Here is a 15,179-nt window from a genome sequence, read left to right as displayed (position 1 = left end):
CTCACCCGCAGGTGCTGCGCGCCATCCGGCAGGTGCCGCGGAAGCGCCGGCGGTAGGCGGCCATGGCCTCCCCCTCCGCGAGCGCGGCGGTGGCACCGGCGCCGGCCGTGGCGACCATGACCTGGAAGGTGCTGGGGTCCTGCGTCAGTGCCAGCCCACGGGGCACCACCCCCTGCGCCACCGCCGCGCAGCGGTCATGGAATTCCAGCGCCAGCCGGCAGGCGGCCCCCTGCTGCCCGATGCATTGCAGCTCGGCCACGCGATGCGCCGTGTTGCGGTCCGGCATATTCGCCGCCAGCCCTATGCCGGGTGAAGGCGCGGGCGCCAGATAAACGGCGCCATGGGGGCCGGCTTCCGGGGCAGCGAGCGGGGGCGGCGCTGGTGCCGCCACCTCGCGGCGTGCCTGCGGCTTCGCTGGGGCGGCGGGACGGCCGGCTGTGCTGGCGGCGGGCGGCTGCAGCCGCTCCAGCGCCTGGCAGCGGCCCAGGCAGGATTGCACCTCGCGCGGGTTGTCGATGCGCCGGGGCAGCACGGCACCGCATTGCTGCTGGCAGCGTGGGCTGTCCAAGGGCGCCTCCTGCCCCCATGCCAGGGTCGTGGCCAGCAGGCCCAGCCCTATCGCCATGGCCGCGTGCAGTGTCATCCGTCGCTCCTGAACCGCCTTCAAGCACTCTTCCCAGGCACCGGTTCCAGTGCAGCCCTTCAAAAATTACAATTTTTGCAACCGCACCCGTCATGCGGAGCGTCATACGGTGGTAGGATACCGCATGCGCCGCATCTCGGCCCATGCTCAACCCGGCATGGCGCCTTCCGCCATGCCTGCCACCCCATCCAAGGCCCCGCGCACCCCGCCTCGGCGCGGCGGGTTGCTGCGCCTGTTCCGCCTGCTGGTGCTGCTGGTGGTCTGGGGCGGGCTCGCGCTCGGGCTGGCGCTGATCTTCTTCACCTGGGACCTGCCTCGCCCGGAAGCGGCGCTGGTGGCCACCCGCCGCCCTTCCGTGACCCTGGAAGCCGCCGATGGCCGCCTGCTGGCCACCAGCGGCGACCTTTATGGCGAGCGCGTGCGGCTGGCTGACCTGCCCGCCTATGTACCTGGCGCGCTGATGGCGGTGGAGGACCGGCGCTTCCGCAGCCATTTCGGCCTGGACCCGATCGGGCTGGCGCGGGCCGCCGTCACCAACTGGCGCGCCGGCCGCGTGGTGCAGGGCGGCTCCACCCTCACGCAGCAGCTGGCGAAGAACCTGTTCCTGACGCCGGAGCGCAACATGCGCCGCAAGGTGCAGGAAGCCCTGCTGGCGCTCTGGCTGGAAAGCCGCTTCACCAAGGACCAGCTGCTGGAGATCTACCTCAACCGCGTCTATCTCGGCGCCGGGGCCTATGGGGTGGATGCGGCGGCGCGGCTGTATTTCGGCGTGCCGGCGCGCCGCGTCACGCTCTGGCAGGCGGCGATTCTGGCCGGGCTGCCCAAGGCACCCTCCCGCTACAACCCGCGCGCCGCCCCCGATGCCGCCATCCGCCGCGGCACCGATGTGCTGGAGGCCATGGCTGCCGCCGGGCTGATCACTGAGGGCCGCGCGCGCCAGGAAGCCGAGAAGATGACCCTGCCGCCGCGCCCCTCGGGCGATGCCGGCTGGTTCGCCGACTGGGTGCAGGACGACCTGGCCGAGAGCTTCCCCGGCAGCGGCGACCTGGAGCTGCGCACCACGCTGGACCTGAAGCTGCAGGCGGTGGTGGAGAAGCGCCTCGATGCCCTGCTCTCCGGCCCCGGCGCGGCGGCGCATGCCAGCCAGGGCGCGGTGCTGGTGCTGCAAGCCAGCGACGGCGCCGTGCGCGCCATGGTGGGCGGCCGCGACTACCGGCAGAGCCCTTTCAACCGCGCCACCACCGCGCGCAGGCAACCCGGGTCGGCCTTCAAGCCTTTTGTCTGGCTGACGGCACTGGAACAAGGGCTGAGCCCGGCCAGCACCGTCTCGGACCTGCCGCTGAACCTGGGCGGCTGGTCCCCGGGCAATGGCCGGTGGCGGGCCCGGGGCGAATTGTCGCTGGAGGATGCGCTGGCGCACAGCATCAACACCGCCGCCGTGCGGGTGCTGCTGGCGGCGGGTGGCGCGAAGCCGGTGGCGGCGGTGGCGGAGCGGCTGGGGGTGCATGGGCGGTTTTCCAACGACGCCTCCCTGGCGCTGGGCACGGCGGAGGTGACGTTGCTGGACCTCGTCACCGGCTATGCCGCCTTCGCGAATGGGGGGCTGCGGGTGACGCCCTACGGCATCGCGCGGGCGGAGGGTTCCGGCCGCGTGCTGGCGGTGCCGCTGACGGCGCCCCAGCGGGTGATCTCGGCCGGGCATGCGGGTGAGATGCGCCGCATGCTGAACGCGGTGGTGGAGCGTGGCACCGGCCATGCGGCGGCGGTGCGCGGTCAGCGCATCGGCGGCAAGACCGGCACCACGCAGGATTTCCGCGATGCCTGGTTCGTCGGCATCGCGGGGCGCTGGGTGATCGGGGTCTGGCTCGGCAACGACAATGCCAGTCCGATGGATGAGGTGCAGGGCGGCGGGCTACCGGCCAAGCTGTTCAAGGACATCGTGGAGGAGATGAGCGGTTGAAGGAAGCAGGCGACGTCATGGCAGGTCTGGCCCGGCCGATGCAGCACGCCGTGAACAACATGGTGATGGTGATGCAGGCCAACATGGACAGCGTGCTGGCCAGCCTGCCACCGGAGGACAAGGCCGCCGTCCGGCTGACCCGCGCTGCCCAGGCCGCCCGCGACATGGAGGGGCTGGTGCGCGCCTTTCTGCGCCTGGGCCGACCGGAAGAGCGTTCGGCGGTGGATTCCGGCCGCTTCTTCGGCACGGTGCAGCCCTTGCTGGCCCTGGTGGTCGGCCGGCCGCTGACGGTGGAAAGCGCCGCCACCGCCACCGTGGCGCCGCGCCGCCCGGCGGTGGACCTGGCGCTGGTAGAGGCCTTCGCCGGCGCCAAGGCGCTGCCGCGCAGCACCCCGCCCAAGGCACGGCTGGATGGCACCGTGCTGGAGGTCAACTGGCCGCTGCCCGAGGGCAGCGCGGCGGCGCTGGCCGAGGCCGGGATCGGCGCTGAAAGCGCCGGCGAGGTCACCCGGCTGCTGCTGCCAGCGGCCTGAAAGCCCTGCCGCCTCAGTTCTCCGCGAGGCCGCGGCGGGCGATGGCGGCTTCCAGCGTATTCTCCAGCAGGCAGGCGATGGTCATGGGGCCGACGCCGCCCGGCACCGGGGTGATGGCGCCGGCATGGGCGGAGGCCTCGGCGAAGGCCACGTCGCCCACCAGCTTGCCCGTGGGCAGGCGGTTGATGCCGACGTCGATCACGGTGGCGCCTTCCGCCACCCAGTCGCCGCGCACCATCTCCGGCCGGCCCACGGCGGCCACCAGGATCTCCGCCCGGCGGCATTCGGCGGCGAGGTTCTGGGTGCGGGAATGCACCACCGTCACCGTCGCATCCGCCGCCAGCAGCAGCGCCGCCATCGGCTTGCCCACGATGTTGGAGCGGCCCAGCACCACCGCCCGCGCCCCGCGCGGCGCCGTGCCGGCGGCGCGCAGCAGGTGCATCACGCCCTTGGGCGTGCAGGGCACCAGCCCGGGCTGGCCGGTGGCCAGCAGGCCGGCATTCACCGGGTGGAAGCCATCCACGTCCTTGGCCGGGTCGATGGCGCGCAGCACCGCATCGGCCCGGATCTGCTGCGGCAGCGGCAGTTGCACCAGGATGCCGTCCACCTCCGGGTCGGCATTCAGCTCGGCCACCACGGCCAGCAGCTCGGCCTCGCTGGTGGTCTCGGGCAGCTGCAGCGTGGCGCTGTTGAAGCCGGCCTGCTGCGCCGCGCGGTCCTTGTTGCGGACATAAACGCCGCTGGCCGGGTCATCCCCCACCCGCACCACGCGCAGGCCGGGGGCGAAGCCGAGGACGCGCACGCGCTCCGCCAGCCGGGCGCGCAGGTCGGCCGCCACCGCCTTGCCGTCGATGATGCGTGCGCTCATGCCAGATTCTCCAGTGTTTTCAGCAATGCGGCGGGGTCGCCGGCGATGTGGCAGGTCTTTTCCCGCGAGGCCGCCCCCTGCACCACCGCGATCCGCGAAGGGGGGACATGCAGCGCCCCGGCCAGCAGGGCGCAGATGGCGCGGTTGGCCCGCCCATCCTCCGGCGCCTCGTTGACGGCCAGCTTCAGGCGCGGGCCATCGGCCGAATCGACCAGGCCCTGCAGGCCGGGGCGGCGGGCGCGGGGCTGCGCCTTGACGCGCAGCTCCACCCCATCCGCCACCGCCCGCCAGGCCTGGGTGGCATTCAGCCGGCCAGCAGCGGCCACACGCTCTGCCACAGGAAGATCCGCAGCGCGTAGAGCAGCAGGATCAGGATCATCGGCGACAGGTCGATGCCGCCGAGATCAGGCATGAAGCGGCGGATCGGGCGCAGCGCCGGCTCCGTCACCTTGTAGAGGAAGTCCCCCACGGTCCAGACGAAACGGTTGCGGGTATCCAGCACGTTGAAGGACACCAGCAGGCTGAACACCGCGGCGATGATCAACGCCCATACGTAGAGCCCGATGAGCTGGTCGATCAGCCAGAACAGTGCGTACATTGCCTCTCCTTCATCCCGCAGTCCGCCTTCATCTACGGAGCCGGGGCGGTCGCGGCAAGCACCGCTTGACAGGTCGTGTGCCACAGGCAATAAGCCGGGCCTCGCGAGAGTGCGGGGCCGTAGCTCAGTTGGTAGAGCGCCTCGTTCGCAATGAGGAGGTCAGGGGTTCGATTCCCCTCGGCTCCACCACCGCACCCGCTATCCACAGAGATATCCACAGATTTCCGCCAGGCCGCCCCGCTGGCAGCATGACCTTTGCCGTCCTGCGGCAACTCATGCCCCGCCGGCCTGTTCTGCACACACCGCAACAGGAGTGAGGCGGAATGGCGGACAGGCTTGGCAGCCCGGTGGTGGTGATCACCGGCGCCTCCAGCGGCATCGGACAGGCCACGGCGGAGGCTTTCGCCCGCGACGGCGCCCGGCTGGTGCTGGCGGCACGGGGCGAGCATGCGCTGGAAGAGGTCGCGGCCCGCTGCCGGTCCCTGGGCGCCGATGCCATTGCCGTGCCCACCGACGTGACCGACCCTGACGCGGTGGAGCGGCTGGCGGTGCGGGCGCGCGGCTTCGGCGGGCGGATCGATGTCTGGGTCAGCAATGTCGGCGTCGGCGCCGTGGGCCGCTACCACGACACGCCGATGCGGGCGCATGAGCAGGTGATCCGCGCCAACCTGCTTGGCCACATGCATGACGCCCATGCCGTCCTGCCGCATTTCCTGCGCCAGGGGCGGGGCATCTTCATCAACATGATCTCGCTGGGCGGCTTCGCGGCGGCACCCTTTGCCGCCGCCTATTCGGCCAGCAAGTTCGGCCTGCGCGGCTTTTCGGAGGCCCTGCGCGCAGAGCTGGCGGACCATCCGGGCATCCATGTCTGCGATGTCTATCCCGCCTTCATCGACACGCCCGGCCTGCGGCATGGCGCCAATTACACCGGGCGCGCCCTGTCCGCCCCGCCGCCGGTCTATGACGCCCGGCGGGTGGCCGCGGCCATCGTGCGGCTCTCGCACGCGCCGAGGCCCACCACCACGGTGGGCTGGGTGGCCGATGCCACGCGGCTGGCGCATCTGCTGGCCCCCGGCTGGACCACGCGGCTGATGGCGCGCTTCATGGCCGCCTATTTCCGCCGGGCACGCGGCGCCCCCGTCACCGACGGCAATCTCTTCGCCCCGCCGCCGGACGGCGGGCGGATCGATGGCGGGCTGCGGTCCTCGCGCCAGCGCATGCTCGGGCTGGGCGTGCTGGCCTGCTGCGCGCTGGCGCTGGTCAGCCTGGACCGCCGCTACGGCCGCCGTTAACCGAGGCTGGCGCAGGGGGTGTTGAACGCCCGGCTCCAGGCTCGTCTTGCCACCAACCTGGCTCTGCACCATGCTTCCCGCAGGGCCCAGACCCCAACCCGTTCCCAGGAGCGTTCAATGGCTGCGAAATCGGCAGGACAGGACAAGAAGGCCACCGTCAAGCCGGCCAAGCCGGGCAACAAGCCCAATGCGCTGCAGACGCCGCTGAAGCCCTCTGCGGAGCTGGCGGCGGTGGTGGGCGAAGGCCCCCTGCCGCGTGGCGAGGTCGTCAGCAAGGTGTGGGAATACATCAAGTCCAAGGATCTGCAGAACCCGGAGAACCGGCGTGAGATCCTGGCCGACGACAAGCTGAAGAAGGTCTTCGGCAAGGACAAGGTGACCATGTTCGAGATGAACAAGCACCTGGCGGCCCATCTGAAGTAAGCATCCCGCCGGCGGCGCGGCGGGCAACCCCCGCCACCTGCCGGCGTTGGGACGTGGTCGCAACCCGTCCCCCCTCCTCCGTGCCCGGCGCCCCCTCGCGCCGGGGCGGGCGTTCCGGCCCGGCGGGTTGCTCACCCTGCCGCCCGGACCCATGACACTCCTTCCACGCCCTGCCCCTTCTCCTCCTCCCGCCACGCGTACCGGCACCCTGTTGCTGGGCGCGGCGGCGGCATTGGGCGCCATGGCGCTGTTCAACCATGCCGCCAGCCGCGCGGCGGAACGGCGCCACCCGCCCCGGGGGCGCTTCCTCCGGGTCCATGGTCTCGACCTGCATTACCTTGAGCAGGGCGACTCCGCCGCGCCGGTGGTGGTGCTGATCCATGGCAATGGCGCCATGGCCGAGGATTTCGCCGCCAGCGGGCTGCTGGACCGCCTGGCGGCGCGGCACCGCGTCCTTGCCTTCGACCGCCCCGGCTTCGGCCATACCCGGCGCCCGCGTGGCCGCGTCTGGAGCGCCAGCGCCCAGGCGGCGCTGCTGCTGGAAGCGCTGCGGCGCCTGGGCGTCACGAAGCCGGTGCTGGTGGGGCATTCCTGGGGCGTGCTGGTGGCGCTGGCCATGGCGCTGCGTGGCGGTGCCGGCGCGCTGGTGCTGCTGGGCGGCTATATGCTGCCCCGTCCCCGTCTGGATGTGCTGCCGCCTTCCCTGCTGGCCCTGCCGCTGCTGGGCAGCCTGCTGAGCCATACTGTGGCGCCGCTGCTCAGCCGGCCCATGCTGCCGGCGCTGCTGCGCCGCATCTTCGCCCCCCGGCCGGTCACCCAGGGTTTCCGCACCGGCTTTCCCACCGAACTGGTGCTGCGGCCCGGCGCCCTGCGTGCCAGTGGCGGCGACACCGCGCTGATGATCCCGAGCGCCGCCACCCTGGCCCCGCATTACGGCGGGCTGGACCTGCCCATCACCATCCTGGCCGGCACCGGGGACCGCATGGTGGATACCGCCAGCCAGTCGGCGGCCTTCCACCGGCACCTGCCCCACAGCCGCTTCCTGCCGCTGGAGGATGCCGGCCACATGATCCACCACACCCATACCGAGGTCGTGGCCGAGGCCATCGAATCCGCCGCCGCGCCACCGCCGCCCGGCTGAGGGCGGGCCGACAGGCAGCAGGGCCACGCATTGCCCTGGCGGCTCCCGAGGCACAGTCTGTGCGGCCCCGTCACAGCCAGGAAGATGATGCCGCATGAGGCCGGACCGCTCCTCCTTCAACCGCCACCGGCTGCGCCGCTTGCCGCTGCTCTCGCCGCGCCAATGGCGGCGGCGGCTGGTCTTCTGGCTGGGCGCGGTGCTGGTGGGGGTGGTGGCGATGGGCTTCGCCGTGGCGGCCGAGCAGGCGAAGCTGCTGGTGGAAGGCCAACCCGGCGTGCCGGAAAGCTTCGCCTTCTGGAAGCTGCTGGCCACCGTGGTTTCCTACCTGAGCGGCATTCCCGGCGGCATCTTCGCGCCTTCCCTGTCCGTGGGGGCGGGCATTGGGCACTGGCTGGGGGCGCTGCTGCCCGGCGCGCCGGCGGATGCCGTGGTGCTGTTGGGCATGGTGGCCTATTTTGCCGGCGTGGTGCAGGCGCCCATCACCGCCGGCGTCATCGTGCTGGAAATGACTGGCAACCATGGCATGGCCGTGCCCCTGATGGGCACGGCGCTGATCGGCTTCGCGGCCTCCCGCCTTGTCTGCCGCCGGCCGCTTTATGCCACCATGGCGCGGCGCTTCATGGCCGGGCCGCATTGAAGATGCAGCCGGGGAAGATGCAGCCGGGCGTTGAAGCCGGCCCCATTAAACTGCTATAGCAGATTTGCGGCGGCGCCCGGCGCTGCCCAGGGACATCCTCCCGGAGGAAACAGAATTATGACCGCCCTTCCCGAACGCGCGCGGAAAGCCCTCTCCGGCATTTCCGGCATCCTGGTCACGCCGCTCGATGCCAGCGATACGCCGCAGCCGCAGCGCCTGAAGCCCATCATCGACCGCTGCGCCCAGGCCGGTGTCGATGGCCTGACCATCAATGGCAATACCAGCGAATTCTACGGCCTGACCATGGCCGAGGCCGAGCGGATGCAGGCTGAGGTGCCGGCGCTGATCGGCGGCCGGACGCTGACGATCGCGGGCGTCGGCCGCTCCATCAAGGATGCGGTGCACCTGGCCTCCCGCGCCAAGGCCGATGGCTGCGACGCCATCATGATCCACCAGCCGCCCGATCCCTTCGTGGCGCCACGCGGCGTGGTGGAATACGTGCGGCGCGTGGCCGATGCCGCCGGCCTGCCGGTGGTGCTCTACCTGCGCAACGACGGCATTGGCCTGCCGGCCATCGAGCAGCTCTGCCGCATCCCCGGCGTCGCCGGCGTGAAATGGGCCACGCCCAATATCATGACCCTGGCCAAGGCCATCCACCGCGTCGGGCCCGACATCAACTTCGTCTGCGGCCTGGCCGAGCCCTGGGCGCCGCCGATGACCGCGGTCGGCGCCAAGGGCTTCACCTCCGGCCTGATCAACCTGCTGCCGGAACGCTCCGTCACCATCCGCGATGCGCTCGCGCGCGGCGACTACGCCACCGCCAACAGCACCATCGCCGGCATCGAGACCTTCGAGGCCCTGCGCTCGGAAGAGCAGAACGGCACCAATGTCTCCGTGGTGAAGTCGGCGCTGACGCTGACCGGCATCGATGTCGGCCATGCCCGGCCGCCGGCCGCCTGGCCGCTGGCGCCGGAAGCCGCCGCCAAGCTGGAGGCGCTGCTGAAGGAATGGGGCATGATGGCGGGCGCCGCCGCCTGACGGTAAGGCCAGGGGCGCCGCCCCTGGACCCCGCCGGGGTGGCAAGGCCACCCCGGACCCCGCTGCGGGTTTTCCGCCGGAGCTGAACGCGGCTCCCGCCGCGCCTGCCACCACCATCAAGATGATGCCGATCCAGCCAGGCTTGGGTTTGGCCTCCGCGCCTTATTGGTATAGATGCGACGCATTCGCATTATCACCGATGACGCAGAGGCAGCGTGGCATGGCAAGAACTTCATGGAGAATGGCGCCACGGCGGCGTGACTTGGCGCTGGCGACCACGGCGCTGAGCAGCCTGCTGCTTGCTCTCCCCGCCTCGGCCCAGGACAGCACGGCCGCGCCGCTGACCCTGCCGGAAGAAACGCCCGCCGGCACCATCGTGCTGCCCGAGGTGAATGTGCAGGCCACCGCTTGGCGCGCCTGGCAGCCGGTGCAAGGCTATGTGGCGCCGCTGACCACCACCGGCACCAAGACCGACACGCCGCTGATCGAGACGCCGCAATCCGTGGGCGTGGTGACGCGCGACCAGATCGACGACCAGGGCGCGCTCAATGTCTCCCAGGCGCTGCGCTACACCGCCGGCGTGCTGCCGGAAGTGCGGCCCACCTCGCGCTACGACAGCGTCTTCGTGCGCGGCTTCGGCGGCCAGGGCACCAGCGCGGCCTATGTGAACTTCCTCGATGGGCTGCGGCAGCAGCGTGGCATCTCCTATGCCATCCCGACCGTCGATCCCTGGCTGCTGGAGCGGATCGAGGTGCTGCGCGGCCCCGCCTCGGTGCTCTATGGCCAGACCGGCTCGGGCGGCATCGTCAACCTCGTCAGCCGCCGCCCGACCGAGGAAGCGGTGCATGAGGTGCGGCTGGAAGCCGGCAGCCACGCCCTGCTGCAGACCGCCTTCGACTTCGGCGGCAAGCTGACCGAGGATGGCGAGTTCCTGTATCGCCTGACCGGCATCGGCCGCATCGCCGACACGCAATACGACTACAACAAGGAAAGCCGCATCGCCGTCGCCCCCGCCATCACCTGGCGGCCCACGGCCGATACCACGCTGACGGTGCTGGGCAATTACCAGTACGAGCCCGATGGCGGCTTCTACAACTTCGCCCCCGCCGTCGGCACCGTGCTGCCCAACCGCTACGGCCGGCTGCCCAGCAGCTTCTTCTCCGGCGATCCCAACTACAATCTGTTCCAGCGCCGCCTGGCCTCGATCGGCTACCAGCTGGAGCACCGCCTCGACGAGACCTGGACCTTCCGGCAGAACTTCCGCTACCAGCACATCGACGCCGAGTTCAAGGCGATCAGCGGCCGCGCGCTGGCGGCCAACCAGCGCACCCTCTCGCGCTCCATCGTCCATTCCATCGAGCATGCCGATACCTTCGCGCTGGACAACCAGGCGCAGGCCACCTTCAGCACGGGCCCGCTGGACCACACGCTGCTCTTCGGCGTGGACTGGGGCCGCTCCTCCGCCAAGCGGCGGCTGGGCAATGCCGCCCTGTCCCCCGCCTATGCGCTCGATATCTTCGCGCCCAGCTATGACCTGAACTTCCCGGAGCCCACGCTCGCCACCACCTCGCAGATCCAGGACCAGCTCGGCTTCTACGCGCAGGACCAGATCGCGCTGGGCAAGCTGCGGCTGACGCTCGGCCTGCGGCAGGATTTCGCCACCAGCGAGACGGTGACGCGCGCCACCAGCCGCAGCACCAGCCAGGAAGACAGCGCCTTCACCTGGCGCGTCGGCGCGCTCTACCTCTTCGACAACGGTCTGGCGCCCTATGCCAGCTACGCCACATCCTTCCTGCCCAACAGCGGCACCTATTCCCCCGCACGCGGCGGCGCGCCCTTCGACCCTACCACGGGCGAGCAGTACGAGGCCGGCATCAAGTTCCAGCCAAACGGCCTCAACAGCTACATCCAGCTCGCCGCCTTCCAGATCCGGCAGCAGGACGTGCTGACGCCGGACCCGGTGAGCGTCACCTATTCCATCCAGACCGGCGAGATCCGCTCCCGCGGCATCGAGCTGGAAGGCCGCGCCAGCCTCAACGATAATCTCGACCTCATCGCCGCCTATGCCTACACCGATGCCGAGGTGACGGAGAGCACCATCGCCAATGTCACCGGCAAGGCGGTGCCGCAGGTGCCGAAGCACTCCGCCAGCGCCTGGGCCGAGTACCGCTTCACCGACGGCCCGCTGCGCGGCCTCGGGATCGGCGCGGGTGTGCGCTACATCGGTAAGACGCCAGGGGACGACACCAACAGCTTCGACGTCTCCTCCTTCACCCTCTTCGACGCCGCCATTCGCTACGACCTCGGCGCACTGCGGGAAGACCTGAAGGGCGCGCAGCTCACGCTCAATGTCTCCAACATCGGGGACAAGGATTACGTCGCCTCCTGCTCCTCCGCCGATGCCTGCTACTTCGGCAACCGGCGCCTGGTGCTGGCGGGCCTGCGCTACAAGTGGTGAAGCCCCTGGCCCGGCGCTGCCTTGCGGCGCCGGGCCGGCGCGATAGATTGACCCCGCAGCCAGGAGCATCAGCGGCATGACCGAGACCAAAGCCGGCCATCCCGGCCGCCGCGCCCTGCTGACGGCGCTGCTGGCCTCCCCCCTCGCCATGCCCGCCATCGCGCGCGCCCAGGGCAGCGTCGGCGCGCAGGACCTGCTGGGCCGCACCGTCACCCTGCCCCGCCCGGCCCAGCGCATCATCTGCATGCCCGGCCGGCAACTGGCCGTGCTGAACCTGCTGCACCCCGACCCCGCTAGCCTTCTCGCCGGCTGGACCGGCGACATGCGCACCGGCGCCGTGGCGGAATACGCCGCCTGGCGCCGCCGCTTCCCGGCGCTGGAGGGCGTGCCCGTGCTCGGCGCCGCCACGGTGCCCGACCCCGGCACGGTGGAAAAGATCCTGTCCCTTGGCGCCGATCTCGTGCTGCTCAGCCGCAACGCGGTGCAGGCCAGCGGCGGGCCGGACAGTGCCATCCTCCGCAGCCTTTCCGATGCCGGGCTGCCCTTCGCGGTGGTGGATTTCTTCGCAAGCCCCCTGCGCGACACCATCCCCAGCCTGACCACCCTCGGCCGCCTGCTGGGGCGGGAGGAACAGGCCAGCGCCTTCACCGCCTTCTATGCCGAGACGCTGGAGCGCGTGCGCGCCCGCACCGCCGGGCTGAACGCCACCCCGCGCGTGATGATGCATGCCCATGCCGGCGGCACCGCCTGCTGCAATTCCCCCGGCCAGGGCACCTTCAACGACTTCATCCGCATGGCCGGCGGCCACAATATCGGCGCCGACGTGCTGCCCGGCGCCATCGGGCCGCTGACGCTGGAATATGTGCTGGACCAGGACCCGAAGGTCTATGTCGCCACCGGCGGTTCCTACAACGGCCGCGGCGGCGTGCTGCTGGGCGCCGGTGTCCAGCCCGGCCCCGCCCGCGCCAGCCTCCAGGAGGTGCTCGAGGGCGCCCACCTCCAGGCCCTGACGGCGGTGCGGGAAGGCCGCGCCCATGCCATCTGGCACGGCTGCAACGACAACCCGACCCATATGATCGCCATCGAGGCCCTGCTGCGCTGGATCCATCCGGAGCGCGCGGAAGGCATCGACCCGGCGCGGACGCTGGAGAGCATGAACAAGCGCTTCGCGGCCGTGCCGATGGAAGGGACCTACTGGGTCGATCTCTGACCGGGCACGGCCAGAAGGGGCGCCGCCCCTTCCGGACCTTCCCCGCTGGGGTGACAGGGTCACCCCAGACCCCGCCATCCGTTCAGCGGCGGATGGGGTCCAGGCCGGTCGCGGCGATCATCGGCGCGGCCTCGGGGGAAGACAGGAAGGCCATCAGTTGCCGCGCGGCCTCGGGCTGCCGCGCCTTCCCGCCCAGCGCGGCGGAAGCGAAGGAGACCTTCTGCACCTCCTCCGGGATGCGGATCACCTCGATGCCGGGGATCGGCAGCAGTTCCGAGATCTGCTGCAGCCCCATGGCCGCATCGCCCCGCGCCACCACGGCGCCGATGCGGTCCGGGAACCAGCGGCGGGACTTCGGCATCACCTGCTCCGCGATGCCGAGGCGCTGCACCAGTTCCGTCTCATAGAAGCGGCCGGAACCGCTGGGGGAATAAGCGATGCTCGGCGCCGCCAGCAGCGCGGCGCGCATGGCGTCCACCGTGGACATGTCCGGCTTCGGCGCGCCGGTGCGCACCGCGAAGGCGACACGGGTCTCCGCCAGCCGCGTGACGCTGCCGGCATCCAGGTGCCCGGCACCGGCCAGGGCCTCCAGCGCATCCTCCAGCGCCAGCACCACATCCGCCGGCTCGCCGCGCCCCAGGCGCTGCGGCAGCGCATCCGGCGCCGGGCCGAAGGAAGCCCCGAAGGCGCTGACCAGACGGTGGCCGCTGCGGCGCTCGAATTCCGGCGCCAGCCGCTGGTAGGCGGCGGTGAAGCTGCCGGAGGAGAGCACATGGATCTCCACCCCCGCCGCCCGCGCGGCGCGCGACACAACCGGGGCCGCCAAGCCTGCCAGCAGCAGGCGGCGCGATAGCTTGGCCATGAACGTCTTCCCTCCCGCCGGTCTCATGCCGGCGCGGCGGGGAGGATATCGGGGCTTTTGTTCAGCGAGCTATCGCTTCTTCCGCCCCAGCTATAACCATTCGAAGCGGGGTCCGGGGTGGAGTTTCCACCCCGGCGGGGTTCCAGGGGCAGCGCCCCTGGCCTTCACTCCGCCGCGCGGAACCGCGCCATGAAGAACCCGTCCATCCCGCCATGCTCTTCCCAGAGGTCCGGCCGCGTCCGCAGCCAGCCTTCCGGCGTGATGGCGCCTTCGAGCCCCGGCACTTCCTCGGCGCGGATGGGGTCCGGCAACAGCCCGGCGGGCGGGTTGGCGGCCTGGGCCTCGCCTTCCTCCGGCTGCAGGGAGCAGGTGGCGAAGACCAGCCGCCCGCCCGGCGCCAGCAGCTTCGCCGCATGGGCCAGCATCGGCCCCTGCAGCCCGGCCAGCGTCGGGATATCGGTCGGGCGCTTCAGGTAGGGCACGTCCGGGTGGCGGCGGATGGTGCCGGTGGCCGAGCAGGGCGCATCCAGCAGGATGGCGTCGAAGCGGTGGCCGGGGTCCCATTCCGTCGCATCCCCCTGCACCACCCGGGCATCAAGGCCGAGGCGCGCGAGGTTCTCCCGCAGGCGCAGGATGCGGGTGGGGTCGCGTTCCACCGCCACCACCTCGGCGCCCGTGGCGGCGAGCTGGGCGGTCTTGCCGCCGGGGGCGGCGCAGAGGTCGGCCACGCGCTCACCGGCGCGGGCGGCCAGCAGGCGGGCCGGCAGGGCGGCAGCGGCATCCTGGGCCCAGGCGGCGCCCTCGATAAAGGCGGGCAGCTCGGTGATGCGGGTGCCGGCAGGCAGACGCACGGTGCCGGTGGGCAGCAGGACCGCGCCTTCCGGCAGGGCGGTGCCGGCCTTCAGCGAAAGGTCCAGCGGCGCCGGCAGGCGGTGGGCACGGGCAATGGCGCGCACGCCGGGACCATAGGCCTTGTGCCAGGCGGTCCAGAGCCAGCCGGGGGTGTCCAGCCGCTCGCCATCCAGGTCTTCCAGGGCGGCGGCGCCCTCGGCCCCCACCTTGCGCAGCACGGCATTCACCAGCCCGGCGAAGGGGCGCGGCACCAGGTCCACGCAGCTCGCCACCGCCGCATGCGGGGGCGTGGCCAGCAGCAGCAGCTCGGCGGCGCCGATGCGCAGCACCTGCCGCACTTCCGGCGGCGGCTCCCGGCGCAGGAAGGGCTCCAGCACCGCGTCCAGGCTGCCCAGGCGGCGCAGCACGGCGGCGGCGATGCGGTGGGCGGCGGCACGGTCCCGCGGGTCGGAGGGCGGCAGGGCGTCCAGCGCCTCCTCCATCGGGCGGTGGCGCTCCAGCACGGCGGTCAGCAGCGCCAGCGCGGCCACGCGGGTGGGGTTGCGCGCGGGCGGCTTGCCAGGGCGGGCACCATCGGCGCGGCGGGGGTCGGGGCGGCGGCCCTGGGGGGAATGGCTGGGGGACTTCATCTCAGCGCAGCTATGTCGCCTTCCGCGCCCGCGTG

Annotated in this window: 15 protein-coding genes and 1 tRNA gene; 10 read left to right on the top strand and 6 right to left on the bottom strand. The window is 71.6% G+C overall.

Annotation, left to right across the window (positions count from 1 at the left end):
• Position 1: 1 nt before the first annotated feature.
• A complete protein-coding gene (locus EBE87_RS02830) occupies positions 2–643 on the bottom strand; it encodes a DUF4189 domain-containing protein (RefSeq protein WP_120638205.1) in 642 nt (213 codons plus the stop codon).
• Positions 644–767: 124 nt separating this feature from the next.
• Here EBE87_RS02830 and EBE87_RS02825 point away from each other — a divergent pair, with 124 nt between their 5' ends.
• Positions 768–2,603 (top strand): transglycosylase domain-containing protein, encoded by a 1,836-nt coding sequence (locus EBE87_RS02825; RefSeq protein WP_233553185.1) that lies wholly within the window; start codon positions 768–770, stop codon positions 2,601–2,603.
• 17 nt (positions 2,604–2,620) lie between these two features.
• On the top strand, positions 2,621–3,136 hold the full coding sequence (locus EBE87_RS02820) for a hypothetical protein (RefSeq protein ID WP_120638206.1): 516 nt from the start codon (positions 2,621–2,623) through the stop codon (positions 3,134–3,136).
• Positions 3,137–3,149: 13 nt separating this feature from the next.
• On the opposite strand, the gene folD is transcribed toward EBE87_RS02820, so the two are convergent.
• From folD to EBE87_RS02805, 3 genes are read right to left on the bottom strand one after another with little or no spacing between them, the layout of a single operon-like run.
• Positions 3,150–4,004, bottom strand: coding sequence for a bifunctional methylenetetrahydrofolate dehydrogenase/methenyltetrahydrofolate cyclohydrolase FolD (gene folD, locus EBE87_RS02815; RefSeq protein WP_120638207.1), 855 nt, complete (start codon positions 4,002–4,004; stop codon positions 3,150–3,152).
• Positions 4,001–4,342: a DUF167 domain-containing protein gene (locus tag EBE87_RS02810; protein WP_233553186.1), complete on the bottom strand. Its 342-nt coding sequence runs from the start codon at positions 4,340–4,342 to the stop codon at positions 4,001–4,003. Before EBE87_RS02810 ends, folD begins: the two co-directional genes overlap by 4 nt.
• On the bottom strand, positions 4,309–4,602 hold the full coding sequence (locus tag EBE87_RS02805) for a YggT family protein (protein WP_120638209.1): 294 nt from the start codon (positions 4,600–4,602) through the stop codon (positions 4,309–4,311). Before EBE87_RS02805 ends, EBE87_RS02810 begins: the two co-directional genes overlap by 34 nt.
• 113 nt (positions 4,603–4,715) lie before the next feature.
• Between EBE87_RS02805 and EBE87_RS02800 the strand changes: the two genes are divergently transcribed.
• The 8 genes from EBE87_RS02800 to EBE87_RS02765 all read left to right on the top strand — a co-directional run bounded on the left by EBE87_RS02800 (position 4,716) and on the right by EBE87_RS02765 (position 12,801).
• Positions 4,716–4,791 (top strand) — tRNA-Ala (locus EBE87_RS02800).
• 134 nt (positions 4,792–4,925) lie between these two features.
• A complete protein-coding gene (locus EBE87_RS02795; protein ID WP_120638210.1) occupies positions 4,926–5,894 on the top strand; it encodes an SDR family oxidoreductase in 969 nt (322 codons plus the stop codon).
• 117 nt (positions 5,895–6,011) lie between these two features.
• Positions 6,012–6,317, top strand: coding sequence for an SWIB/MDM2 domain-containing protein (locus EBE87_RS02790; protein ID WP_120638211.1), 306 nt, complete (start codon positions 6,012–6,014; stop codon positions 6,315–6,317).
• 151 nt (positions 6,318–6,468) lie between these two features.
• Positions 6,469–7,458, top strand: coding sequence for an alpha/beta fold hydrolase (locus EBE87_RS02785; RefSeq protein ID WP_120638212.1), 990 nt, complete (start codon positions 6,469–6,471; stop codon positions 7,456–7,458).
• A 94-nt stretch (positions 7,459–7,552) separates the two neighbouring features.
• Positions 7,553–8,095: a chloride channel protein gene (locus EBE87_RS02780; RefSeq protein WP_120638213.1), complete on the top strand. Its 543-nt coding sequence runs from the start codon at positions 7,553–7,555 to the stop codon at positions 8,093–8,095.
• Between the two features lie 117 nt (positions 8,096–8,212).
• Positions 8,213–9,133: a dihydrodipicolinate synthase family protein gene (locus EBE87_RS02775; RefSeq protein WP_120638214.1), complete on the top strand. Its 921-nt coding sequence runs from the start codon at positions 8,213–8,215 to the stop codon at positions 9,131–9,133.
• A 241-nt stretch (positions 9,134–9,374) separates the two neighbouring features.
• On the top strand, positions 9,375–11,591 hold the full coding sequence (locus EBE87_RS02770; protein ID WP_120638215.1) for a TonB-dependent siderophore receptor: 2,217 nt from the start codon (positions 9,375–9,377) through the stop codon (positions 11,589–11,591).
• Positions 11,592–11,667: 76 nt separating this feature from the next.
• A complete protein-coding gene (locus EBE87_RS02765) occupies positions 11,668–12,801 on the top strand; it encodes an ABC transporter substrate-binding protein (RefSeq protein WP_120638216.1) in 1,134 nt (377 codons plus the stop codon).
• A gap of 82 nt (positions 12,802–12,883) precedes the next feature.
• Here EBE87_RS02765 and EBE87_RS02760 read toward each other — a convergent pair whose 3' ends face one another.
• Complete coding sequence (locus EBE87_RS02760) at positions 12,884–13,663, bottom strand: substrate-binding domain-containing protein (RefSeq protein ID WP_199707337.1); 780 nt, start codon at positions 13,661–13,663, stop codon at positions 12,884–12,886.
• Positions 13,664–13,827: 164 nt separating this feature from the next.
• A complete protein-coding gene (locus EBE87_RS02755) occupies positions 13,828–15,144 on the bottom strand; it encodes an RsmB/NOP family class I SAM-dependent RNA methyltransferase (protein WP_122139861.1) in 1,317 nt (438 codons plus the stop codon).
• Between the last annotated feature and the right edge of the window lie 35 nt (positions 15,145–15,179).

The organism is Teichococcus wenyumeiae (assembly GCF_003696345.1).
In the GTDB taxonomy this organism is placed as follows: domain Bacteria; phylum Pseudomonadota; class Alphaproteobacteria; order Acetobacterales; family Acetobacteraceae; genus Pseudoroseomonas; species Pseudoroseomonas wenyumeiae.
The sequence above is the reverse complement of the archived record's forward strand: the minus strand, read 5'-3'. Positions and strand labels throughout refer to the sequence as shown.